Source organism: Bacillus sp. BPN334, from assembly GCF_008368885.1.
In the GTDB taxonomy this organism is placed as follows: domain Bacteria; phylum Bacillota; class Bacilli; order Bacillales; family Bacillaceae_G; genus Bacillus_A; species Bacillus_A wiedmannii.
On the sequence record NZ_QOZW01000005.1, the window covers coordinates 470,260 to 486,544 of the forward strand.

The window sequence follows — 16,285 nt, forward strand, 5'->3', positions numbered from 1 at the left end:
GTTAGCTTTTGCTAGCTGCTCTTTTTTATTTGCCAGCACACTATGAGATCCAATCCATTTTTATCATATAACTAAGGAACGGATTATGTTTTCTATTTATTTTCCAAAGATGCCTTGTATGCAATAATTTTATTCTCAAGCATCTTTTCTGTAATGACTAAGTTTTCTCTTTGAATCTGAATAGATTTCTTATGATCTTCTAGGAGTTGTAAACGATCTTCGGTTGTATGCTCCCCTTCTAAATATAACCTGGCATATTCTCTTATTTTCGCTATTGGCATTTGCGTTTGTTTTAATTTCATGACAAACTGCAACCACTTTATATGTGACTCTTCATAAAGTCGATTCCCATTTGTATCGCGATTTGCAATTAATATATTTTCCTTTTCATAATAACGTAGTGTATGTGTGCTCACTCCTATTAATTTAGCCACCTCGCTAATTGTATACATACTCTCACTCCTCCACATACTCATCCTCATACATTTTATAGCCTTATCAAATTGATAAAAAACATTTGACTTAGAGTATACTCTAACAAATAAAATCTAACCATAATACATTTATTTGAACTTAGGGGGATTTTATATGAAATACACTGTTATTACTGGTGCTAGTTCTGGAATTGGCTATGAATCGGCTTTAGCCTTTGCATCTCGTGGAAAAAATTTAATACTTGTAGCTCGAAGACAAGAAGAATTAGACAGATTAAAATTAAAAATTAACGAAATGAATCCAGAATTAGATGTTGTTATTCGAAGAACTGATTTATCTATCATGGAAAATGTTTATAAGCTTTATGAAGACCTACAAGCCTTTCAAATTGAAACGTGGATTAACAACGCAGGGTTTGGTAATTTCGCCTCAATTGCTGAACAAAATTTAAATAAAATTGAAACGATGTTACATGTAAATATAGAGGCATTAACCATACTCTCTTCACTTTTCGTTCGAGATTATTCCATGGTTGATGGCACGCAACTTATTAACATTTCATCAGGCGGTGGATACACAATTGTTGCTGATGCTGTTACGTATTGCGCTACGAAATTCTATGTAAGTGCATTTACAGAAGGTTTATCTCACGAATTGAAAGAACAAGGTGCAAAACTGCAAGCCAAAGTTTTAGCACCTGCTGCAACTGAAACAGAATTTGCAAAACGTTCATTTGATATTGATGAGTTCGAATACAATAATGTTGTACCGAAATTCCACACTGCAAAACAAATGGCACAATTTATGCTTGATCTTTACGATAGTGATAAAGTTGTAGGGCTTGTCGATGGTTCTACTTATAACTATGAGCTTAAAAATCCCATTTTTAATTTTGCAGTAAGAAAAACGAATTCGAGTTCTTAATTCCCCCTAAAATATAAAGTCCCACTATTACGTAAATAATAGTGGGACTTTTTTCTCTCTGAAAATTTCATCCAACATATCGAATCATCGCCACCTCATCACAATAATCAACCTTTGGACAATGTCTACAATCAATCCATACTTTCTCTGGTAGCGCCTCTCTATTCACAAAATCAAACCCGCACTTTTGAAAAAATCCCGTTTCATATGTTAAAGAAATGACTCTGCTCACTTTTATTTTCGCTGCCTCATTTATTACATGGTTCACTAACATACGCCCGATTCCTTTCCCTGCATATGTATGCGAAACGACTAAAGAACGGACTTCTGCAAGGTCCTCCCCTAACACATGTAAACCAGCAACCCCAACAATCTCATCGCTTTCTTTCACAACATATAAACATTGTAAATATTGATAGAGAGATAAAAGAGAACGCGGTAAAACCACTCCCTCTTTTGCATAAACTTCAATGAGACTATAAATTTCTTTCACATCACTCGTAACCGCATTAAAGATTTTCATATTCTATCCCCTTGCCCCCGATATTAATATTTATAACTCAAATCGTATTTTAATACATAATTTTATATAATAATACATCTCTCCTTTCTCCTCGTCAATCAATTTATACAAACAAAAAACCAAGCAATCTAATCGATACTCGGTTCCTCATTTCGGATCGGTAATACTGTCGAATATTTAATTTCACGAAGTGCTAAACTCGTCTGTATCCTTGTAATACCAAGCTTATTCAGCTTTCTAATAAACTGCTCCAGCTCTTTACGATCACGATTTGCAACCTTTAATAAGTAATCATACTCTCCTGTTAAACAGTGACACTCTAACACTTCAGGCATCGCTTCTAATTCTTTTTCTAACACGTCAAGTTTATCCGATTGATGAATATTTGTACTCATAAAAATGAAGCATAACAAATCAAAACCGAGTTTTTCTTGATTTAAAATGGCTACTTGCTTATCAATGAAACCTTCTCCATCTAATCTTTTTATTCTCGCATGCATCGCAGCTGGTGATAAATTAACGCGTCGCGCAAGCTCTGCATTACTTACTTGTGATTCCTTCTGCAATATATCTAAAATTTGTACATCTAAATCATCTAACACTTTAATAACAGATGACTCCATCAAAACGCCCCCTTTTTCTTACCGATGATTATTCGAAAAAACGCCTTATAACTTATATAAAACTGAATATCCTTCTACAAATAACATTTGTAACAGAATATTTTATCGACTTTTTCCCATTATACAAAAGAATATATTACACAATAAAGAAAAATGCTAAAATTATTTACAATTCACATTGATTAAAACAAAGGGGATTTTAGTATGCCTTATTTTTATGTCTTTTTACTATTACTAACGAGCTTATTATGGGGAGGAAATTTCGTCGTTGGAAAATCACTCGTTAATCACGCGTCTCCGATGACACTTACAAGTTTAAGATGGATGATTGCGATCGTTTGTTTATTACCGATGGTTTGGTTTAAAGAAAAGAAAATCATTCCACCACGTGCTGCAATACTTCCGTTACTACTAATGGGGATTTCAGGGGTCGCTCTTTTTAACATCTTTCAATTTCTAGCACTAGAAAAAACATCCGCAACGAATGTAGGGCTTATTTCTACATTAAATGCGATTTCAATTGCATTATTTTCAGTATTATTTCTAAAAGAAAAAGTAAATACACTTCAAATTCTATCCATGATTCTTTCATTCTTTGGGGTGGTTCTCGTCCTTTTAAAAGGAAATTTTACACTTCTATTTTCACTACATTTTAATAGCGGAGATTTATGGATGATGGCGGCTGTTTGTATTTGGGGAATGTATTCTGTTTGTAGTAAATGGGCAACAAAAACAACTACACCGCTCATGGCAACATTATACTCTGGTATTTTCGGCGTTATTTTATTACTGCCATTTAACATAGGGAGCTTCACTGTTACAAACATAAATACTTCTTTCCTAACATCACTTTTATATACTGGGCTTATTTCCACAGTTCTTTGTATGGTGTTTTGGAATATTGGCGTGCAAAAATTAGGAGCGACTACATCCGGTATTTTTCTAAACTTCAATCCGATTTTTACAGCTATTTTAGCATTCCTTTTCCTCGGCGAAGAACTAACATGGATACAAATTTTAGGGACAATGATTGTTGTGACTGGATGTTATTTATTTTCTCATTTCAAAACAGTTGCTGTTCAGCCAACTAGAGCTTTAATGCGAAAACATTCTTAATCAAAAACATCGCCATCAAAGTGGCGATGTTTTTATTTACCTTTCATTTCTTTCACATACTGCTTTTCTTCTTCTGGCGATAAACGTTCTGTTGCCTTTCCAGTATCACCACCTTGAATTTCCCACAAAAAGTTATGCTCCTCAACCGTTTGTGAAAAATCCCCTTTCTCCCAACGCTCTAAAGTGGCAAGTAGCTTTGACTTATGTTTAAAATTTGTACTGCTTTCTACTGCCTTCTTGGCACTAACAATTTCCTTATTTGTCATTTCAATAAATCCCCATTTTTCAGAGGATTTCACTTTTTGATGTACCATCCTATGCATGGTAGAAATAATTTCATCCTCACTAAATTGTGGCTTCTCTTCCTTTGCTTTCTTCCCTTGTTGCCCCGTTACATTTTGTGCTTTCAGACTCTTCTCCTCTTCTTCTATATAATTAAGAAGTTTCGTAACACCGAATACAGCTCCTATCGCAATTACAATGATTGTAATTGTCCCTATAATCCATTTTTTCATATTATGTATTCCCCATTCCCCTAATAATCACATAAACAAATGGAATCGCCTGCGCACAGCCGATTCCATTTGTTTCCTTATTCCATTTTAAACCTTCATCGCTTCTCGCACAATGTAACTATCCACATATTGCTTGAATTTTATTATTTTTCCATTTTCAATCTGCCATATATGAACAAATTCTGCTTCAAACAATTTTCCCGTTTCTTTATAAACTCCTGAATAAACACCTTCAGCAATGATTACATCTTTTCCGTTTACTTCATGGTACGTATTTACACTCGCTTTATAATCATCCCATTCTGATCCTAATCGGCTAAATACATTTTCCATTATTGCTTCTACACCTATATACGTTCCGCCGTACGGGAAACCTTCTGCTTCTGTCCATTCTACTTTTTCAGAGAGGGCTTCTACTAAATGTTTTGCATTTGAAGAAGCTGACCCTTCATACGTGCTTCGAATAATTTCTAAATTTGATTTAGGCATGTTACTTCCTCCCGTTTTATTTATTTTTTTACACAAGTTGTAACCATGTATGTTACAACTTGTGTAAAAAAATATTTAAATAATTTTATCCTTAATCCACTAGTTGTAATCATTATAGTTACATTAATGATTCAAGTCAACAATTTATAAATAAGTTTACTTCGCTTTCATTACTTTCTCCTTTAAGAAACGATCTACATACCCTTCTGCTTTTACAACGAATAAATACGCACCCATTGCTAATAATGCAAGATCTAATTCATACCCTGGATTCTTTCCATCTCCTAATAAACCTGCTGCTCCATTTACCTTTACGATAGCTCCAGCTAAAATAAGAGCAAATAACAATCCTACATATCTTACGCCTAAACCGATAATTAATAATATACCACCAACTAATTCAACTGTCGCTATGCCATATGCAAGACCACCTGGTAAACCGATACTTGTAAACCATCCTGCTACGTTATCTATACCTGATTGAAACTTTGCTAAACCGTGTGCAAAGAACGTAACTCCTAACACGATACGAATAATTAAATTCCCAATATATTGATTCATTTTGAACTCTCCTTTTTGTTTTGTTATCGTGAACATTTATTCACAAGACAAAACAATACGGTATTTCTTTTCATTCGTCAAATGCTTTTTTTAAAGAAAACAAAAAACATTATCCGTTTTACGAATAATGTCTTTTATAAAATAGCATAAATTCAAGCTTTTACTCTATCACACAGAAAAAGTTGAAAGTTTTTTCCAGCACCAATATAAGGCAATAACGGCACGTCCTCTTCCACAACCATTCCGACAACATTCACTTTCTCATCTACAGGTAAATCATTTACAACAACTTGCATCTCTCCAGCATATCTACCGTACAATTCATTATCAATTGTAATGCTGCCTTTCTTTCTTGCGATGGCATCCATCGGCTGTAAAATCACTTTATGCTCCTCTCGCGATTCTACAGAACGAATGACATCACGAGCTGGATCTAGTCTATTTGTATGCACTTGTTCTACCATTTTAAATATTTCACTTTTCTTTATCAATTGCTCATACCGCAGCGGAATAATTCCTCTACTCGCACTCGCTATCTCTTGTACACTTTCTAGACTTCCGTTTATATCCCCAATTAGCACCTTATCGACACCACAATCTTGTACAAGTTCTAAGTACGCTTCCAGCGGGCGCATATTGCGGTGCTTTTCTAATGTTGGTAAGCCTTCATATAACGGACCACGTTTTTCACCATCTCCCGGAATAAATGCCATCGTTTTTATTCCGCACTCATGTAAGTATTCGTTTTGTTTTTGTAAGAATGATTTTGCTAGTCCTGTTTCTGGGCGCGGATAAAAATTATGCCACGCTTCTACATTCTCTACTTTTATATTTTCTATGGTTAACTCTTTCCAAAATGAATCTGTAATCGTACTCGCATTTAAAGCTACTTTCATTTTATGAGATACGCGTGTGATTTCTTTCGGCGTGATGCCGTAGTCCATTCGTAAACCAGTAATGCCCCAATCTACTAACTCTTCGACATTTTCGTACGTCATTCCTAAATGGTGTAACGATTTTGGAGAGACATCGACCATTAATTCCATTTCATTTTCGAGAGCCTGTTTCCCTAATATTTGAATTAACTCTTTATACGTATCCGGATCATCTTCCGGAATATGAAGTGATGTAAAAATAGACGAAAACCCGTTTTCCTTCGCCACTTTTAGCCACTCTTCTTGCTTCTTTACTCGCTCTTTTGAAAGATAAATTGAAACTCCTATCATATAAATCTCCCTTTCTATGAATAGAAAAAGAGAAAGGAATCCCTTTCTCTATATGTTTTCTGCCATTTCTTCTTTAAATCCGAAGAAGTACGTAAAGATAAATCCAAAAGTATATGCCACTACTAACCCAAGGAAATATAATAAATATTTATTGTCAGCGATTAACGGGATTAAAGATAATCCTGATACGCCAATTCCGAGTGAAGCCGTTTTCATAACTGCCTGGAATGCACCACCGACGGCCGCTCCTAAACAAGCGGTAATAAACGGTTTCCCAAGTGGTAATGTAACCCCGTATAATAATGGTTCGCCAATTCCTAAAAACCCAACTGGTAATCCACCTTTAATTACGTTACGAAGTCGTTTATTTTTTGTTTTTACATAAATCGCAATTGCTGCGCCCACTTGCCCAGCACCAGCCATCGCCAGTACTGGTAATAAAGGTGTTACGTGCGTTTGATTAATAAATTCCATATGAATCGGTGTTAAACCGTGGTGTAATCCGACCATAACGAGTGGTAAAAACGTTCCTGCTAGCACTGCTCCAGCAAATGCCCCACCAACATTTAAAATTGCGTTAATACCGCTCGTAATACCATCAGATAAAAATCCCGCTGCTGGCTGAATCGCTAACATCGTTACTATACTTACAGCTAATACAGTAATAAGCGGTGTTACAATAATATCAACTGCATTCGGCACTGCTTTTCGTACTCTTCTCTCAACTACTACCATAAGCCATGCTGCAAAAATAACTGCAAACAATCCGCCCCGCCCGGGTACCATTGCTTCACCAAATAATTTCACATTTGCCATCGCTGGATTGAAAATTAAAATACCCGCAATCGCTCCAAGAACGGGTGTCCCGCCAAATTCTTTCGCTGTATTCCAACCGACTAAAATCCCTAAAAATGTAAAGATACCGCCGCCAATAAGTAGTAACATTTGTAGCCATGTTGCATTCGGATCAGCACCTGCGTTTTTCGCGAAGTTAGCAACCCCGTTTATAATTCCTGACGCAACAAGACCAGGTATTAACGGAATAAAAATGTTACCTATTTTTCGTAAAAAGTTCTTCACTGGTGTATTATTTTTCTTCTTCATCTCTGATTTAATCTCTTGACCAATATCTTCAAGATGATGATCTGCAACCTCACCAATTCTTACTCCTGTTAAAACTTCCATTTCGGCTGCTACTTTATTTACCGTTCCTGGACCAACAACTACTTGAAGTGTTTCATCTTCAATGACGCCCATAACGCCTTCAACTTTTTTCAAAAGATCCATATTCACTTTACTTTCATCATGAAGCGTTAACCTCAGTCTCGTCATACAATGAGCAATGCCACGAATATTTTTTATTCCCCCAAGTTGCTCCGAAATTTCTTTGGCCATTCTCTCTTCTTTCTTCATAATAGAATCCCCCTCCCTATTCTTATCGTTTCACTTTATAATGCCTTCTTCACAAAGCCTTTCGCTTCTTTTAGTTTTTCTTTTGCTTCCCCATACTCACACTGTAGTAATGCCATAACGATAGCAACTTTCACGTTACGCTTTGCTTTTTCGTAATAATCTGCCGCTACTTCATAACTAGCTCCTGTTGCTTCCACAATAATTCGTTTTGATCGTTCTACTAACTTTTCATTCGTAGATTGAACATCTACCATTAAGTTTTTATATACTTTTCCTACACCAATCATTGACGCTGTTGAAATCATATTAAGCACTAATTTTTGCGCTGTACCAGCCTTCAAACGTGTTGAGCCTGTTAATATTTCTGCGCCTGTCTCCACTTCTACATTGAGTTTTGCATACTTACTTATTTCAGCATTTTTATTACAAGAAATACTCGCTGTACTAGCTCCCACACTATGTGCGTATTTCAATCCGCCAATTACGTAAGGGGTTCTACCACTTGCGGCAATACCAATCACTGTATCTTTCTCGTTTAATCCAATACTTTTCAAATCTTCTTCTGCTAACTCTTCGCGATCTTCGGCACCTTCTACTGCCTTAGTAAACGCTTTCAATCCACCTGCTATAAATCCTTGCACCATTTTATCGTCTGTGCCAAATGTCGGCGGGCATTCCACTGCGTCTAAAATACCTAAACGACCACTCGTACCAGCCCCAATATAAATTAATCGGCCCTCTGCTTCAAAAGATTTAATAACAGTCTGTACGACCTTTTCAATTTGTTCTATCTCTTTTTCAACTGCTAACGCAACAGTTCGATCTTCTTCATTCATACTCTGTAACACTTCTTTTATACTCATCTCATCTAGATTCGTCGTTTTCTCATTACGGTGTTCTGTCGATAAATTTTCTAACATATTGCCACCCTCTTTGAAATTATATTTCACACTTTTATTATAACTTTAAGAAATTAAAAATCAATATTACTTTCTTATGTTATGAAATAAAATTTCATAACATGACATATTTGTGTCAAAGATAATAAAAAAGATGAGTCCCCTCATCTTTTCTTCTACTTTAACTTCCGTAACCGCACTGCTTCTTCTCGCGTCTCCATAAATTGATCCAACACTTTATTACCAATACGATTAAAAGTAATCACATATAAAGCATCAATCATATTCAGTTGTGTCATTCTAGAAGCAATACTTGCAATACGATGATCTTGCTCTACATCTGGCATACAAAGACGAATATCCGCCTCTTTATATAACGGTGATGATTGGTCAAGCTTTGTAATCGCAATAACTGTTGCACCTTGTCTCTTCGCATATTGCGCCATTTCAAGTACATCTTTCGTACGACCAGATGTTGAAATCGCAACAAATATATCGCCCTCTTTTAAATTCGTTACAAGCGGCAACATCATATGAAAATCAGATAGCATCATCGCTGTAAATCCGAGCCTTGTAAATTTATAAGCCCCGTCCATCGCCGGAGTAGCTGATCCGCCTACTCCATAAAATATAATTTTATCCGCATTTACAATACGATCTGCAGCTTTCTCAAGTTCTTTTTTATCTATCGCCGTAACGCTCGCCTCAATTGCAGCTTTATTCACATACGTAACTTTATTAAACAAGTCATACGGTCCATCTTCCGTATTCATAACTGAAAAATCATTAATATTATAATCAGCAATCGTCAATTCACGAACGAGCGCGATTTTAAATGCTTTAAAGCTCCCAATCCCAATCGACTTACAAAAGCGAACAACACTCGCCTCACTTGCGCCTGCATTCGTTGACACTTCTTTCGTCGTTAAGTTCGGAACAATCTCTGCATTCCCCATTATGTACATGGCAACCTTCTTTTCAGCTGGTGAAAATTGATCCATATTACTTTCAATTTTAAATAGTAATGTTGAAGCTTTCACTATTTAACCTCCACTTCTTGCGGTTGCTTTCACTTATTTTCTCTTGCTTCAAAAAGATAAAAACCATCATCGCCAGGAGGATGGTGAACAATTACAGTTCGATCCCCTTTTTTATATGAAGTTATTTCACCTTCAGATTGCTGTTCTTCCCATCCATGTATCCAAATTGCAAAATCAGGTACAAAAGCAGTGTACTTATAGTCTTTCGGGTTTTCGTCTTCTACATAGGAAGAAAAAATAGAAACTGGAAAGTCTTTCACTTTTGACTCTTTCCATGCAGTAAATGGTATACATAGCGCAATAAGTATGGTTACACCGATAACCTTCCCCTTCGTAATCCTCACACATTTCTCTCCTCGACTTATCATATACGTAGATTTTACCATAATTACAACCTATTCACGCTATATGACTATTGCTTTTTCCAATAAAAAAAGAGCTTACCTACATCAGATAAGCTCTTCCTCTCTATACAAAATATTTTTTCAAAAGCGGCGGCGTAATAATCGTCGTTAATATAACAACAATAACAATCGCTGTGAAATTTTCTTTCGCTAATAAATTTGCCGCAAGTCCATTCGCTGCGATAATAAGCGCCACTTCTCCGCGCGAGACCATCCCCGCACCAATACTAATAGAAGATTGAAGGTTGAATCCTGTCAGTCTTGCTCCTAAACCTGATCCGATTAACTTTGTAAAAATTGCAATAAGCGTCATGATGATAATAAACCAAAGCTGGCTTCCGATACCTTGAAATGTAATTTCCATTCCAATACTTACGAAGAACACCGGTACAAATATCGCATAAGCAATCGGTTCAATTTTATGTTCTACTTCGTGCTTATACTCTGTTTGCGAAATGGCAATTCCGGCTGCAAATGCTCCAATAATACCGGCGATTCCCATCATTTCACTGTAATACGAAAAAGAGAAACAAATAATAAGTGCTGCACTAATTAATGCTTCTGTTACACGAAGTGGCACAAGCATTTTCATAATCCATGGAACAACTTTCCAAGAGATAAAAACGATGCTTACAAAAAAGATAATTTTCTTTGCAATGACAAGCGTTACATTTACATCTTGTGTACCTAAAAAACTCATCACAAATGCTAATAAAATAACGACAATTACATCATCAAATACAGCTGCTCCTAAAATCGTCGTACTTTCTCTCGTATTCATTTTCCCTAAATCTCTTAATGTTTGAACAGAAATACTAACCGAAGTAGCACAAAGTAATAACCCTAAAAAGATCGCATGCGACTGTAACATTCCAAACGCAAGTCCCGCTAAATATCCACCAAGGAATGGGAAAATGATTCCCCCCATCGCTACTGCGAATGCAGATTTCAAATTCCGATTTAACTCTTCTAAATCTGTTTCAAGCCCTGCCATAAACATAAGTAGTAAAACACCAATTTCACTCAGTTCATCAATGAGTTCAGAACTATTAATAATACCAAGCACAGCCGGACCGATAATAATACCAACGATTAATTTACCAAGTACAGAAGGCTGGCCAAGCCTAACGCTAATATCACCAGCTAATTTCGTACAAAGTAAAATGACGACAAGTTCAAAATAAAATAACATAACATCTTCTCCTACTTTATAAAGTGAAACTTTTATGAGTGGTTTTGCCACTCTGTTAACCCTCGTCCATTCCTGCCAGTAGTTTCCCCTATTCATTCGCATTTTATTTGTCACATTTTTATTTGACAAAATATTCTGAATTATAATAAAATTAATCCAGCAATTTTAAAAAACAACCTACCATAACTGTACCTCCATTTACTTACATACTCTTTTCTAGTGGGCTCATACTATATTCGCAGTTATGGAAATGAAAAAACGGGGGGAGAGTCCAAAGTGAAGTCATTATTACGAAAAAAACCGCTTAGTACTGAATCACCACGGCAGCTAGATAGAACATTAACGGCACTCGATTTAACATTTTTAGGGATTGGCGCCGTAATTGGGACAGGGATCTTTGTATTAACAGGTATTGTCGCAGCGAAACATTCTGGTCCTGGTATTATGTTATCATTCCTTATTGCTGCATTTACTTGTGCTTGTGTAGCCTTTTGTTATGCCGAATTTGCTTCTTCTATTCCTGTCTCAGGAAGTGTGTATACTTACGCATACATGACAGTCGGAGAAGTCGTCGCCTTCATCGTCGGCTGGTGTTTAATGCTCGAATATTTACTTGCAGTCGCGGCTGTAGCTGTCGGTTGGTCTGGTTATTTACAATCTTTACTCCAAGGATTTAACATCCATCTGCCCGCCATAATCGCCTCGGCCCCTGGCGTAGGAAAAGGCGGCATTATCGATTTACCGGCTGTTTGTATTTTACTACTCATTACGGGACTTTTAAGTTTCGGTATACGCGAAAGCGCACGCATTAATAATGTTATGGTTCTTATCAAGTTAGCTGTTATTATCGCCTTTATCGTAGCAGGCGCAAAATATGTAAAACCTGAAAATTGGACGCCGTTCATTCCATTCGGATACGACGGTATCATTACTGGAGCTGCCACTGTATTCTTCGCCTTCTTAGGCTTTGATGCAATCGCAACCGCTGCAGAAGAAACGAAAAAACCACAGCGCGATTTACCAATTGGCATTATCGGTTCCCTTCTTATTTGTACTGTTTTATACATGATTGTATCTTTCGTTTTAACAGGTATGGTTCCGTATACACAATTAGATGTTTCTGATCCAGTTGCGTTTGCCTTACATTTCGTTGGCGAAGATACAATTGCAGGACTTCTCGCTGTTGGAGCGATGACTGGAATGACAACCGTTCTCTTAGTCGTTATGTACGGACAAGTTCGCGTTTCTTATGCGATGAGCCGCGACGGACTACTTCCAAAAGCGCTAGCACGTGTAAATAAAAGAGTAAAAGTCCCTTTATTAAACACATGGATCACTGGTGTTGTTGCCGCTTTATTAGCAGGGCTTCTAGACCTACATCTACTTGCTAATTTAGTGAACATCGGTACGCTAACAGCCTTTACATTCGTTTGCTGCGCGGTACTTATTTTACGAAAAACACACCCTAACTTAAAACGCGGATTCCGTACACCTTTCGTACCTGTATTACCAGTTGTCGCAATTCTTTGCTGTTTATATTTGATGATTAATTTGTCTAAAACGACATGGATTAGCTTTATAGCTTGGCTTATAGTTGGCTTATGTTTCTATTTCTTCTACTCTAGAAAACATAGTCATTTAGCTACTGAAAAAACAAATGATGAAGAGAAAAAAGCATAACAAAATAGCTCGCCGATAAAACGGTGAGCTATCTTTCTGTATTATTATATTTTTTCGTTAACGATTGTAAAATGAAAAATATGCCGATGCAAGCTGTAAACGATGCCCAATTTCCTATCGGTGTAGAATATTTTAAAATGCCAATACCTACAAGCACTATGAAAAGAAGCACCTGATATATGAGCTTCCACTTTTGCATATATTCCCTCCTTTACTTCGTTCCCTTCTTTTTCTTCTTCCATGCATTTAGACTATCAAAGAAGAAATTAATAAATAACGTGCCTAAGCCCGCTAATAAAAACGTCATTAAAAATAGAACCCATATACTTTTCTCTTTTAAGAAATAAAACCCTACAAGGAGCACAACCGCGATCCATACATATTCAAGAATTCTTTTTAGCTTTTTCTCTTCCAAATTATTCGCTCCCTCATTCTATACTATTTTTAGTATAACAAAAAAGAAGCCTATCATGATAAGCTTCTTTTTCTTCTCTCTTATTTGTTTATGCTTTTTTCAACGAGTGAAATCGCATATTCCACCGTACGATTCATCGTTTCTACTTGTGCATCTTTTACTTTCGCATCTTTTAATACAGCTTCTGCCACTGTAATTTTTTGACTCAATGATTTCACTGAACCATCCGTTACATTTGCAGCTTGTGCTTTTTTCACCACTGCTTTTGCAGTTTCAATATTGATTTGTAATTTTTCTTTCGGTGTTTTCGGTTGTTCTTCTGCTACTTTAGATTGTACAAATGTTACATTAGCTGTTTTTAATTCGTTATATGTTTGAACGATTTGCTCTCCAGTACTTCCTACATTTTCAAATGCTTGCTTTGCAGTGTTATAGCTTTTCTCTAGTGCTTGAAATGCTTCCTTTGAATATTGACCTGGTTTGTCACCAAACTCATACGTACCAGCTAACACTTCTTTCACTTTCCCAAGCTCTTCATATAACGCGTTTACTTGCTCTAATTTTGTACGACTAGAAAACTCATTATACGCTGCTAATACTTCTGAAGAACTTAATGCTTTACTATATAATTTCGCAAGCGCAATTTGTCCATTTAACGGAATACCACCATTCCCGTTGCTATCTGGATCTGCACCAAGTGCAAATGGTACGTTCGGGTGATATACTTTCCCTGTAGCTGGTTGGCTGTTTACTTTTTTACCATCTACGTAAATTGCTACTTCACTTCCGTTATACGTTCCTGTTAAATGATACGTTTTATTAGCCTCTAACTGAACGCCAACACGTTTATAACTTCCACCAATATGAGCCCATAATTCTACATAACCACTTCCTGTAGATTCAAAACCAATTCCGCCGCTCTCTGTATTTTGCAAAATACCTTGTCCGCGAATTTCATTCATTGAAAATACAGTTTCTAACGTAAATGTATTTGCTACTTTCTCTTTTTGCGCTGCTGAAAACGGAAGATATCCAAATGTATTTGCTTTTCCGTTTAGCTTCATAACATTCTTTTTCAACGCTTTATCATATTCAATAGTCACATTACCCTTAACATCACCTTTTGTACCAAATGATGAATTGTCTTTAAATGTACCATCTGCAAAGTTCACATCAAAAACATCCGCCTTTGGTACTTTCACATTCGGGTCAATATTATCTTTTTTCGTAGTAATTTCTGCCGTTAATGGTTGTACACTTTCATTGCCGAATGAATCAATCGCAACGACTTCCAGTGTATATGTTTTCCCGCCATCTAGTCCTGCAAGCGTAAATGTCAGTTCTTTCGGCACTGGATCACGATAAAACTCTGAGAATGCTAACAATTTATTCTTTATTTCTCCCGTTTGCTTATCTCTAGCTTGTACACGGTAAGAATGAACAAGAAGGTTGTCCAACGCTTGCATGAATGTTACTGTTGCTGCATTTTCTGTTACATTTGATACCGCAAGCTTTGCATCCTTAGCAAAGTGTGGCCTTTCTTTATCGCGATCTTCTACATATGTAAATGTGTCTTTCTTTGATGGTAATTTAATTTTCCAAGGCTCGCCTGTCCAAGAATTTGTATGGAAATCACGGCGATTAATCGTTACTTCTTTATCATCTACTTCTACTAATAAACCTTGGCTTAATGCACGCGATTCTGAAGGAATATTCCCTTGCACTTTGCCACCCTCTACCTCCATATAACTTACTGAAGATGTGCCAACTGATGTAAAGTCTTTTTGATGAATTGATCTTGGATCATCTAATGGATAATGTGAATGACCTGAAAACGTAATGACTTGTGGGTATTGTTTTAATACCTCATTAATTTTTGCACTATCTTTCGTTCCCCATTCTTGACTACCGTATACTGTATCTTTAATATGTTGATGTAAAAATACGAAAATTGGTTTTTCTGGATCATCTTTTTGCGCCTTTGCCATCTCTTCTTTTAGCCAATTAATTTGCTTGTCTGAATAATATCCATGAGTTGTCTCGTTCTCTGGAGACATAACAAGGAAGTGATACCCTTTCACCACTTTATGATAATAAATCGATTCCATACCTGTTTTTTCTAAGAAACGCTTCTGCGCTCCCTCTACAGATAAACCGTTCCAATAATCATGGTTCCCTAGAGAATTCATTCGTACTGCATCTTTATTTGCATTCTCATTATATACTTGCATGAAACGATCATATTGTTGTACCGATCCTGAATCAGTAAAATCTCCCACAATTACGAACGCATCTTGCTTTGGTGCAAGCGTATTGAACTGTTCAATCGCTCTTTTCCAGCGAAACGTATCATCCGTTCCACTATTTTTAATATGTACATCACTTACGACTGGAAAAACTATCTTCTTTTCACTTGGTGCCTTTTCTTGCTTCTTCTCTTCCGCTTTGACTGATGTACTCCACGGAAATGATACAAATGCTAATACAAAAACCATTAATAATCCAATAAGACCTTTTACTTTTCGTAAAGCTGTTCTTTCCACGTGAATCCTCCTCCTAATAATTGATTCATTACAAAGGCTATTTTATCTAAAACATGTTAATGTCGTTTAAATAACAAATGAATTTTATTAGATTTTTGTAAATATACAGTTAATTACAAGTTAAGTCCAACATTCCTCGTACTATTGTATACAACCACCTTTTATCTAAAAGAGTCTGATCATTCTTTTCCTATGACTATTCACATATAATCTTTTCTATAACACTAATGATAAGTTAAACTTTAAGCCTATTAGACAATCTTAATTTTTAAAATTTTCTTCTTTTC

18 protein-coding genes are annotated in these 16,285 nt (G+C 36.2%); 3 read left to right on the forward strand and 15 right to left on the reverse strand.

Going from position 1 to position 16,285, the window contains the following annotated elements:
* Positions 1-92: 92 nt before the first annotated feature.
* Positions 93-452 carry a MerR family transcriptional regulator gene (locus DN393_RS06655; protein ID WP_064473858.1) on the reverse strand — a complete coding sequence of 120 codons (360 nt, stop codon included), beginning with the start codon at positions 450-452 and terminating at the stop codon, positions 93-95.
* A gap of 136 nt (positions 453-588) precedes the next feature.
* Between DN393_RS06655 and DN393_RS06660 the strand changes: the two genes are divergently transcribed.
* Positions 589-1,359 (forward strand): SDR family NAD(P)-dependent oxidoreductase, encoded by a 771-nt coding sequence (locus tag DN393_RS06660; protein ID WP_064473859.1) that lies wholly within the window; start codon positions 589-591, stop codon positions 1,357-1,359.
* Positions 1,360-1,426: 67 nt separating this feature from the next.
* On the opposite strand, the gene DN393_RS06665 is transcribed toward DN393_RS06660, so the two are convergent.
* Both DN393_RS06665 and DN393_RS06670 read right to left on the reverse strand, forming a co-directional pair.
* Positions 1,427-1,882 (reverse strand): N-acetyltransferase, encoded by a 456-nt coding sequence (locus DN393_RS06665; protein ID WP_064473860.1) that lies wholly within the window; start codon positions 1,880-1,882, stop codon positions 1,427-1,429.
* A 128-nt stretch (positions 1,883-2,010) separates the two neighbouring features.
* On the reverse strand, positions 2,011-2,505 hold the full coding sequence (locus tag DN393_RS06670) for an Lrp/AsnC family transcriptional regulator (protein WP_000446100.1): 495 nt from the start codon (positions 2,503-2,505) through the stop codon (positions 2,011-2,013).
* Between the two features lie 204 nt (positions 2,506-2,709).
* Here DN393_RS06670 and DN393_RS06675 point away from each other — a divergent pair, with 204 nt between their 5' ends.
* Positions 2,710-3,621, forward strand: a complete 912-nt coding sequence (locus DN393_RS06675) for a DMT family transporter (protein WP_149173383.1) — start codon at positions 2,710-2,712, stop codon at positions 3,619-3,621.
* A gap of 32 nt (positions 3,622-3,653) precedes the next feature.
* Here the strand turns inward: DN393_RS06675 and DN393_RS06680 are convergent, their stop codons facing one another.
* The 9 genes from DN393_RS06680 to DN393_RS06720 all read right to left on the reverse strand — a co-directional run bounded on the left by DN393_RS06680 (position 3,654) and on the right by DN393_RS06720 (position 11,456).
* Entirely contained in the window at positions 3,654-4,136 is a 483-nt protein-coding gene (locus DN393_RS06680; RefSeq protein ID WP_064473862.1) for a DUF6241 domain-containing protein, read from the reverse strand.
* Between the two features lie 87 nt (positions 4,137-4,223).
* Entirely contained in the window at positions 4,224-4,625 is a 402-nt protein-coding gene (locus DN393_RS06685; RefSeq protein ID WP_064473863.1) for a nuclear transport factor 2 family protein, read from the reverse strand.
* Between the two features lie 156 nt (positions 4,626-4,781).
* A complete protein-coding gene (locus DN393_RS06690; RefSeq protein ID WP_064473864.1) occupies positions 4,782-5,186 on the reverse strand; it encodes a DoxX family protein in 405 nt (134 codons plus the stop codon).
* Positions 5,187-5,338: 152 nt separating this feature from the next.
* Positions 5,339-6,412, reverse strand: coding sequence for a DUF871 domain-containing protein (locus DN393_RS06695; protein WP_064473865.1), 1,074 nt, complete (start codon positions 6,410-6,412; stop codon positions 5,339-5,341).
* Positions 6,413-6,460: 48 nt separating this feature from the next.
* Positions 6,461-7,825 (reverse strand): PTS transporter subunit EIIC, encoded by a 1,365-nt coding sequence (locus tag DN393_RS06700; RefSeq protein WP_064473866.1) that lies wholly within the window; start codon positions 7,823-7,825, stop codon positions 6,461-6,463.
* 35 nt (positions 7,826-7,860) lie between these two features.
* Positions 7,861-8,745 carry an N-acetylmuramic acid 6-phosphate etherase gene (murQ, locus tag DN393_RS06705; protein ID WP_064473867.1) on the reverse strand — a complete coding sequence of 295 codons (885 nt, stop codon included), beginning with the start codon at positions 8,743-8,745 and terminating at the stop codon, positions 7,861-7,863.
* Between the two features lie 155 nt (positions 8,746-8,900).
* Positions 8,901-9,764 carry a MurR/RpiR family transcriptional regulator gene (locus DN393_RS06710; protein WP_048562466.1) on the reverse strand — a complete coding sequence of 288 codons (864 nt, stop codon included), beginning with the start codon at positions 9,762-9,764 and terminating at the stop codon, positions 8,901-8,903.
* Between the two features lie 29 nt (positions 9,765-9,793).
* Positions 9,794-10,108 (reverse strand): hypothetical protein, encoded by a 315-nt coding sequence (locus tag DN393_RS06715; RefSeq protein WP_064473868.1) that lies wholly within the window; start codon positions 10,106-10,108, stop codon positions 9,794-9,796.
* Between the two features lie 124 nt (positions 10,109-10,232).
* Positions 10,233-11,456: a cation:proton antiporter gene (locus DN393_RS06720; RefSeq protein ID WP_064473929.1), complete on the reverse strand. Its 1,224-nt coding sequence runs from the start codon at positions 11,454-11,456 to the stop codon at positions 10,233-10,235.
* 180 nt (positions 11,457-11,636) lie between these two features.
* Here DN393_RS06720 and DN393_RS06725 point away from each other — a divergent pair, with 180 nt between their 5' ends.
* Entirely contained in the window at positions 11,637-13,040 is a 1,404-nt protein-coding gene (locus DN393_RS06725; protein WP_064473869.1) for a branched-chain amino acid transporter BcaP, read from the forward strand.
* A gap of 28 nt (positions 13,041-13,068) precedes the next feature.
* On the opposite strand, the gene DN393_RS31445 is transcribed toward DN393_RS06725, so the two are convergent.
* The 3 genes from DN393_RS31445 to DN393_RS06735 form a co-directional block, all read right to left on the reverse strand.
* Positions 13,069-13,239, reverse strand: coding sequence for a hypothetical protein (locus DN393_RS31445; RefSeq protein WP_081257068.1), 171 nt, complete (start codon positions 13,237-13,239; stop codon positions 13,069-13,071).
* A 12-nt stretch (positions 13,240-13,251) separates the two neighbouring features.
* Positions 13,252-13,455: a hypothetical protein gene (locus DN393_RS06730; protein WP_149173384.1), complete on the reverse strand. Its 204-nt coding sequence runs from the start codon at positions 13,453-13,455 to the stop codon at positions 13,252-13,254.
* An 80-nt stretch (positions 13,456-13,535) separates the two neighbouring features.
* Positions 13,536-15,998, reverse strand: a complete 2,463-nt coding sequence (locus tag DN393_RS06735) for a LamG-like jellyroll fold domain-containing protein (protein WP_064473870.1) — start codon at positions 15,996-15,998, stop codon at positions 13,536-13,538.
* Positions 15,999-16,285: the final 287 nt, after the last annotated feature.

What these genes read in the sequence shown, in the direction of transcription:
- DN393_RS06655 (WP_064473858.1), bottom strand. Translation starts at nt 452, where the DNA reads ATGTATACAATTAGCGAGGTGGCTAAATTAATAGGAGTGAGCACACAT.
- DN393_RS06660 (WP_064473859.1), top strand. Translation starts at nt 589, where the DNA reads ATGAAATACACTGTTATTACTGGTGCTAGTTCTGGAATTGGCTATGAA.
- DN393_RS06665 (WP_064473860.1), bottom strand. Translation starts at nt 1,882, where the DNA reads ATGAAAATCTTTAATGCGGTTACGAGTGATGTGAAAGAAATTTATAGT.
- DN393_RS06670 (WP_000446100.1), bottom strand. Translation starts at nt 2,505, where the DNA reads ATGGAGTCATCTGTTATTAAAGTGTTAGATGATTTAGATGTACAAATT.
- DN393_RS06675 (WP_149173383.1), top strand. Translation starts at nt 2,710, where the DNA reads ATGCCTTATTTTTATGTCTTTTTACTATTACTAACGAGCTTATTATGG.
- DN393_RS06680 (WP_064473862.1), bottom strand. Translation starts at nt 4,136, where the DNA reads ATGAAAAAATGGATTATAGGGACAATTACAATCATTGTAATTGCGATA.
- DN393_RS06685 (WP_064473863.1), bottom strand. Translation starts at nt 4,625, where the DNA reads ATGCCTAAATCAAATTTAGAAATTATTCGAAGCACGTATGAAGGGTCA.
- DN393_RS06690 (WP_064473864.1), bottom strand. Translation starts at nt 5,186, where the DNA reads ATGAATCAATATATTGGGAATTTAATTATTCGTATCGTGTTAGGAGTT.
- DN393_RS06695 (WP_064473865.1), bottom strand. Translation starts at nt 6,412, where the DNA reads ATGATAGGAGTTTCAATTTATCTTTCAAAAGAGCGAGTAAAGAAGCAA.
- DN393_RS06700 (WP_064473866.1), bottom strand. Translation starts at nt 7,825, where the DNA reads ATGAAGAAAGAAGAGAGAATGGCCAAAGAAATTTCGGAGCAACTTGGG.
- murQ (WP_064473867.1), bottom strand. Translation starts at nt 8,745, where the DNA reads ATGTTAGAAAATTTATCGACAGAACACCGTAATGAGAAAACGACGAAT.
- DN393_RS06720 (WP_064473929.1), bottom strand. Translation starts at nt 11,456, where the DNA reads ATGAATAGGGGAAACTACTGGCAGGAATGGACGAGGGTTAACAGAGTG.
- DN393_RS31445 (WP_081257068.1), bottom strand. Translation starts at nt 13,239, where the DNA reads ATGCAAAAGTGGAAGCTCATATATCAGGTGCTTCTTTTCATAGTGCTT.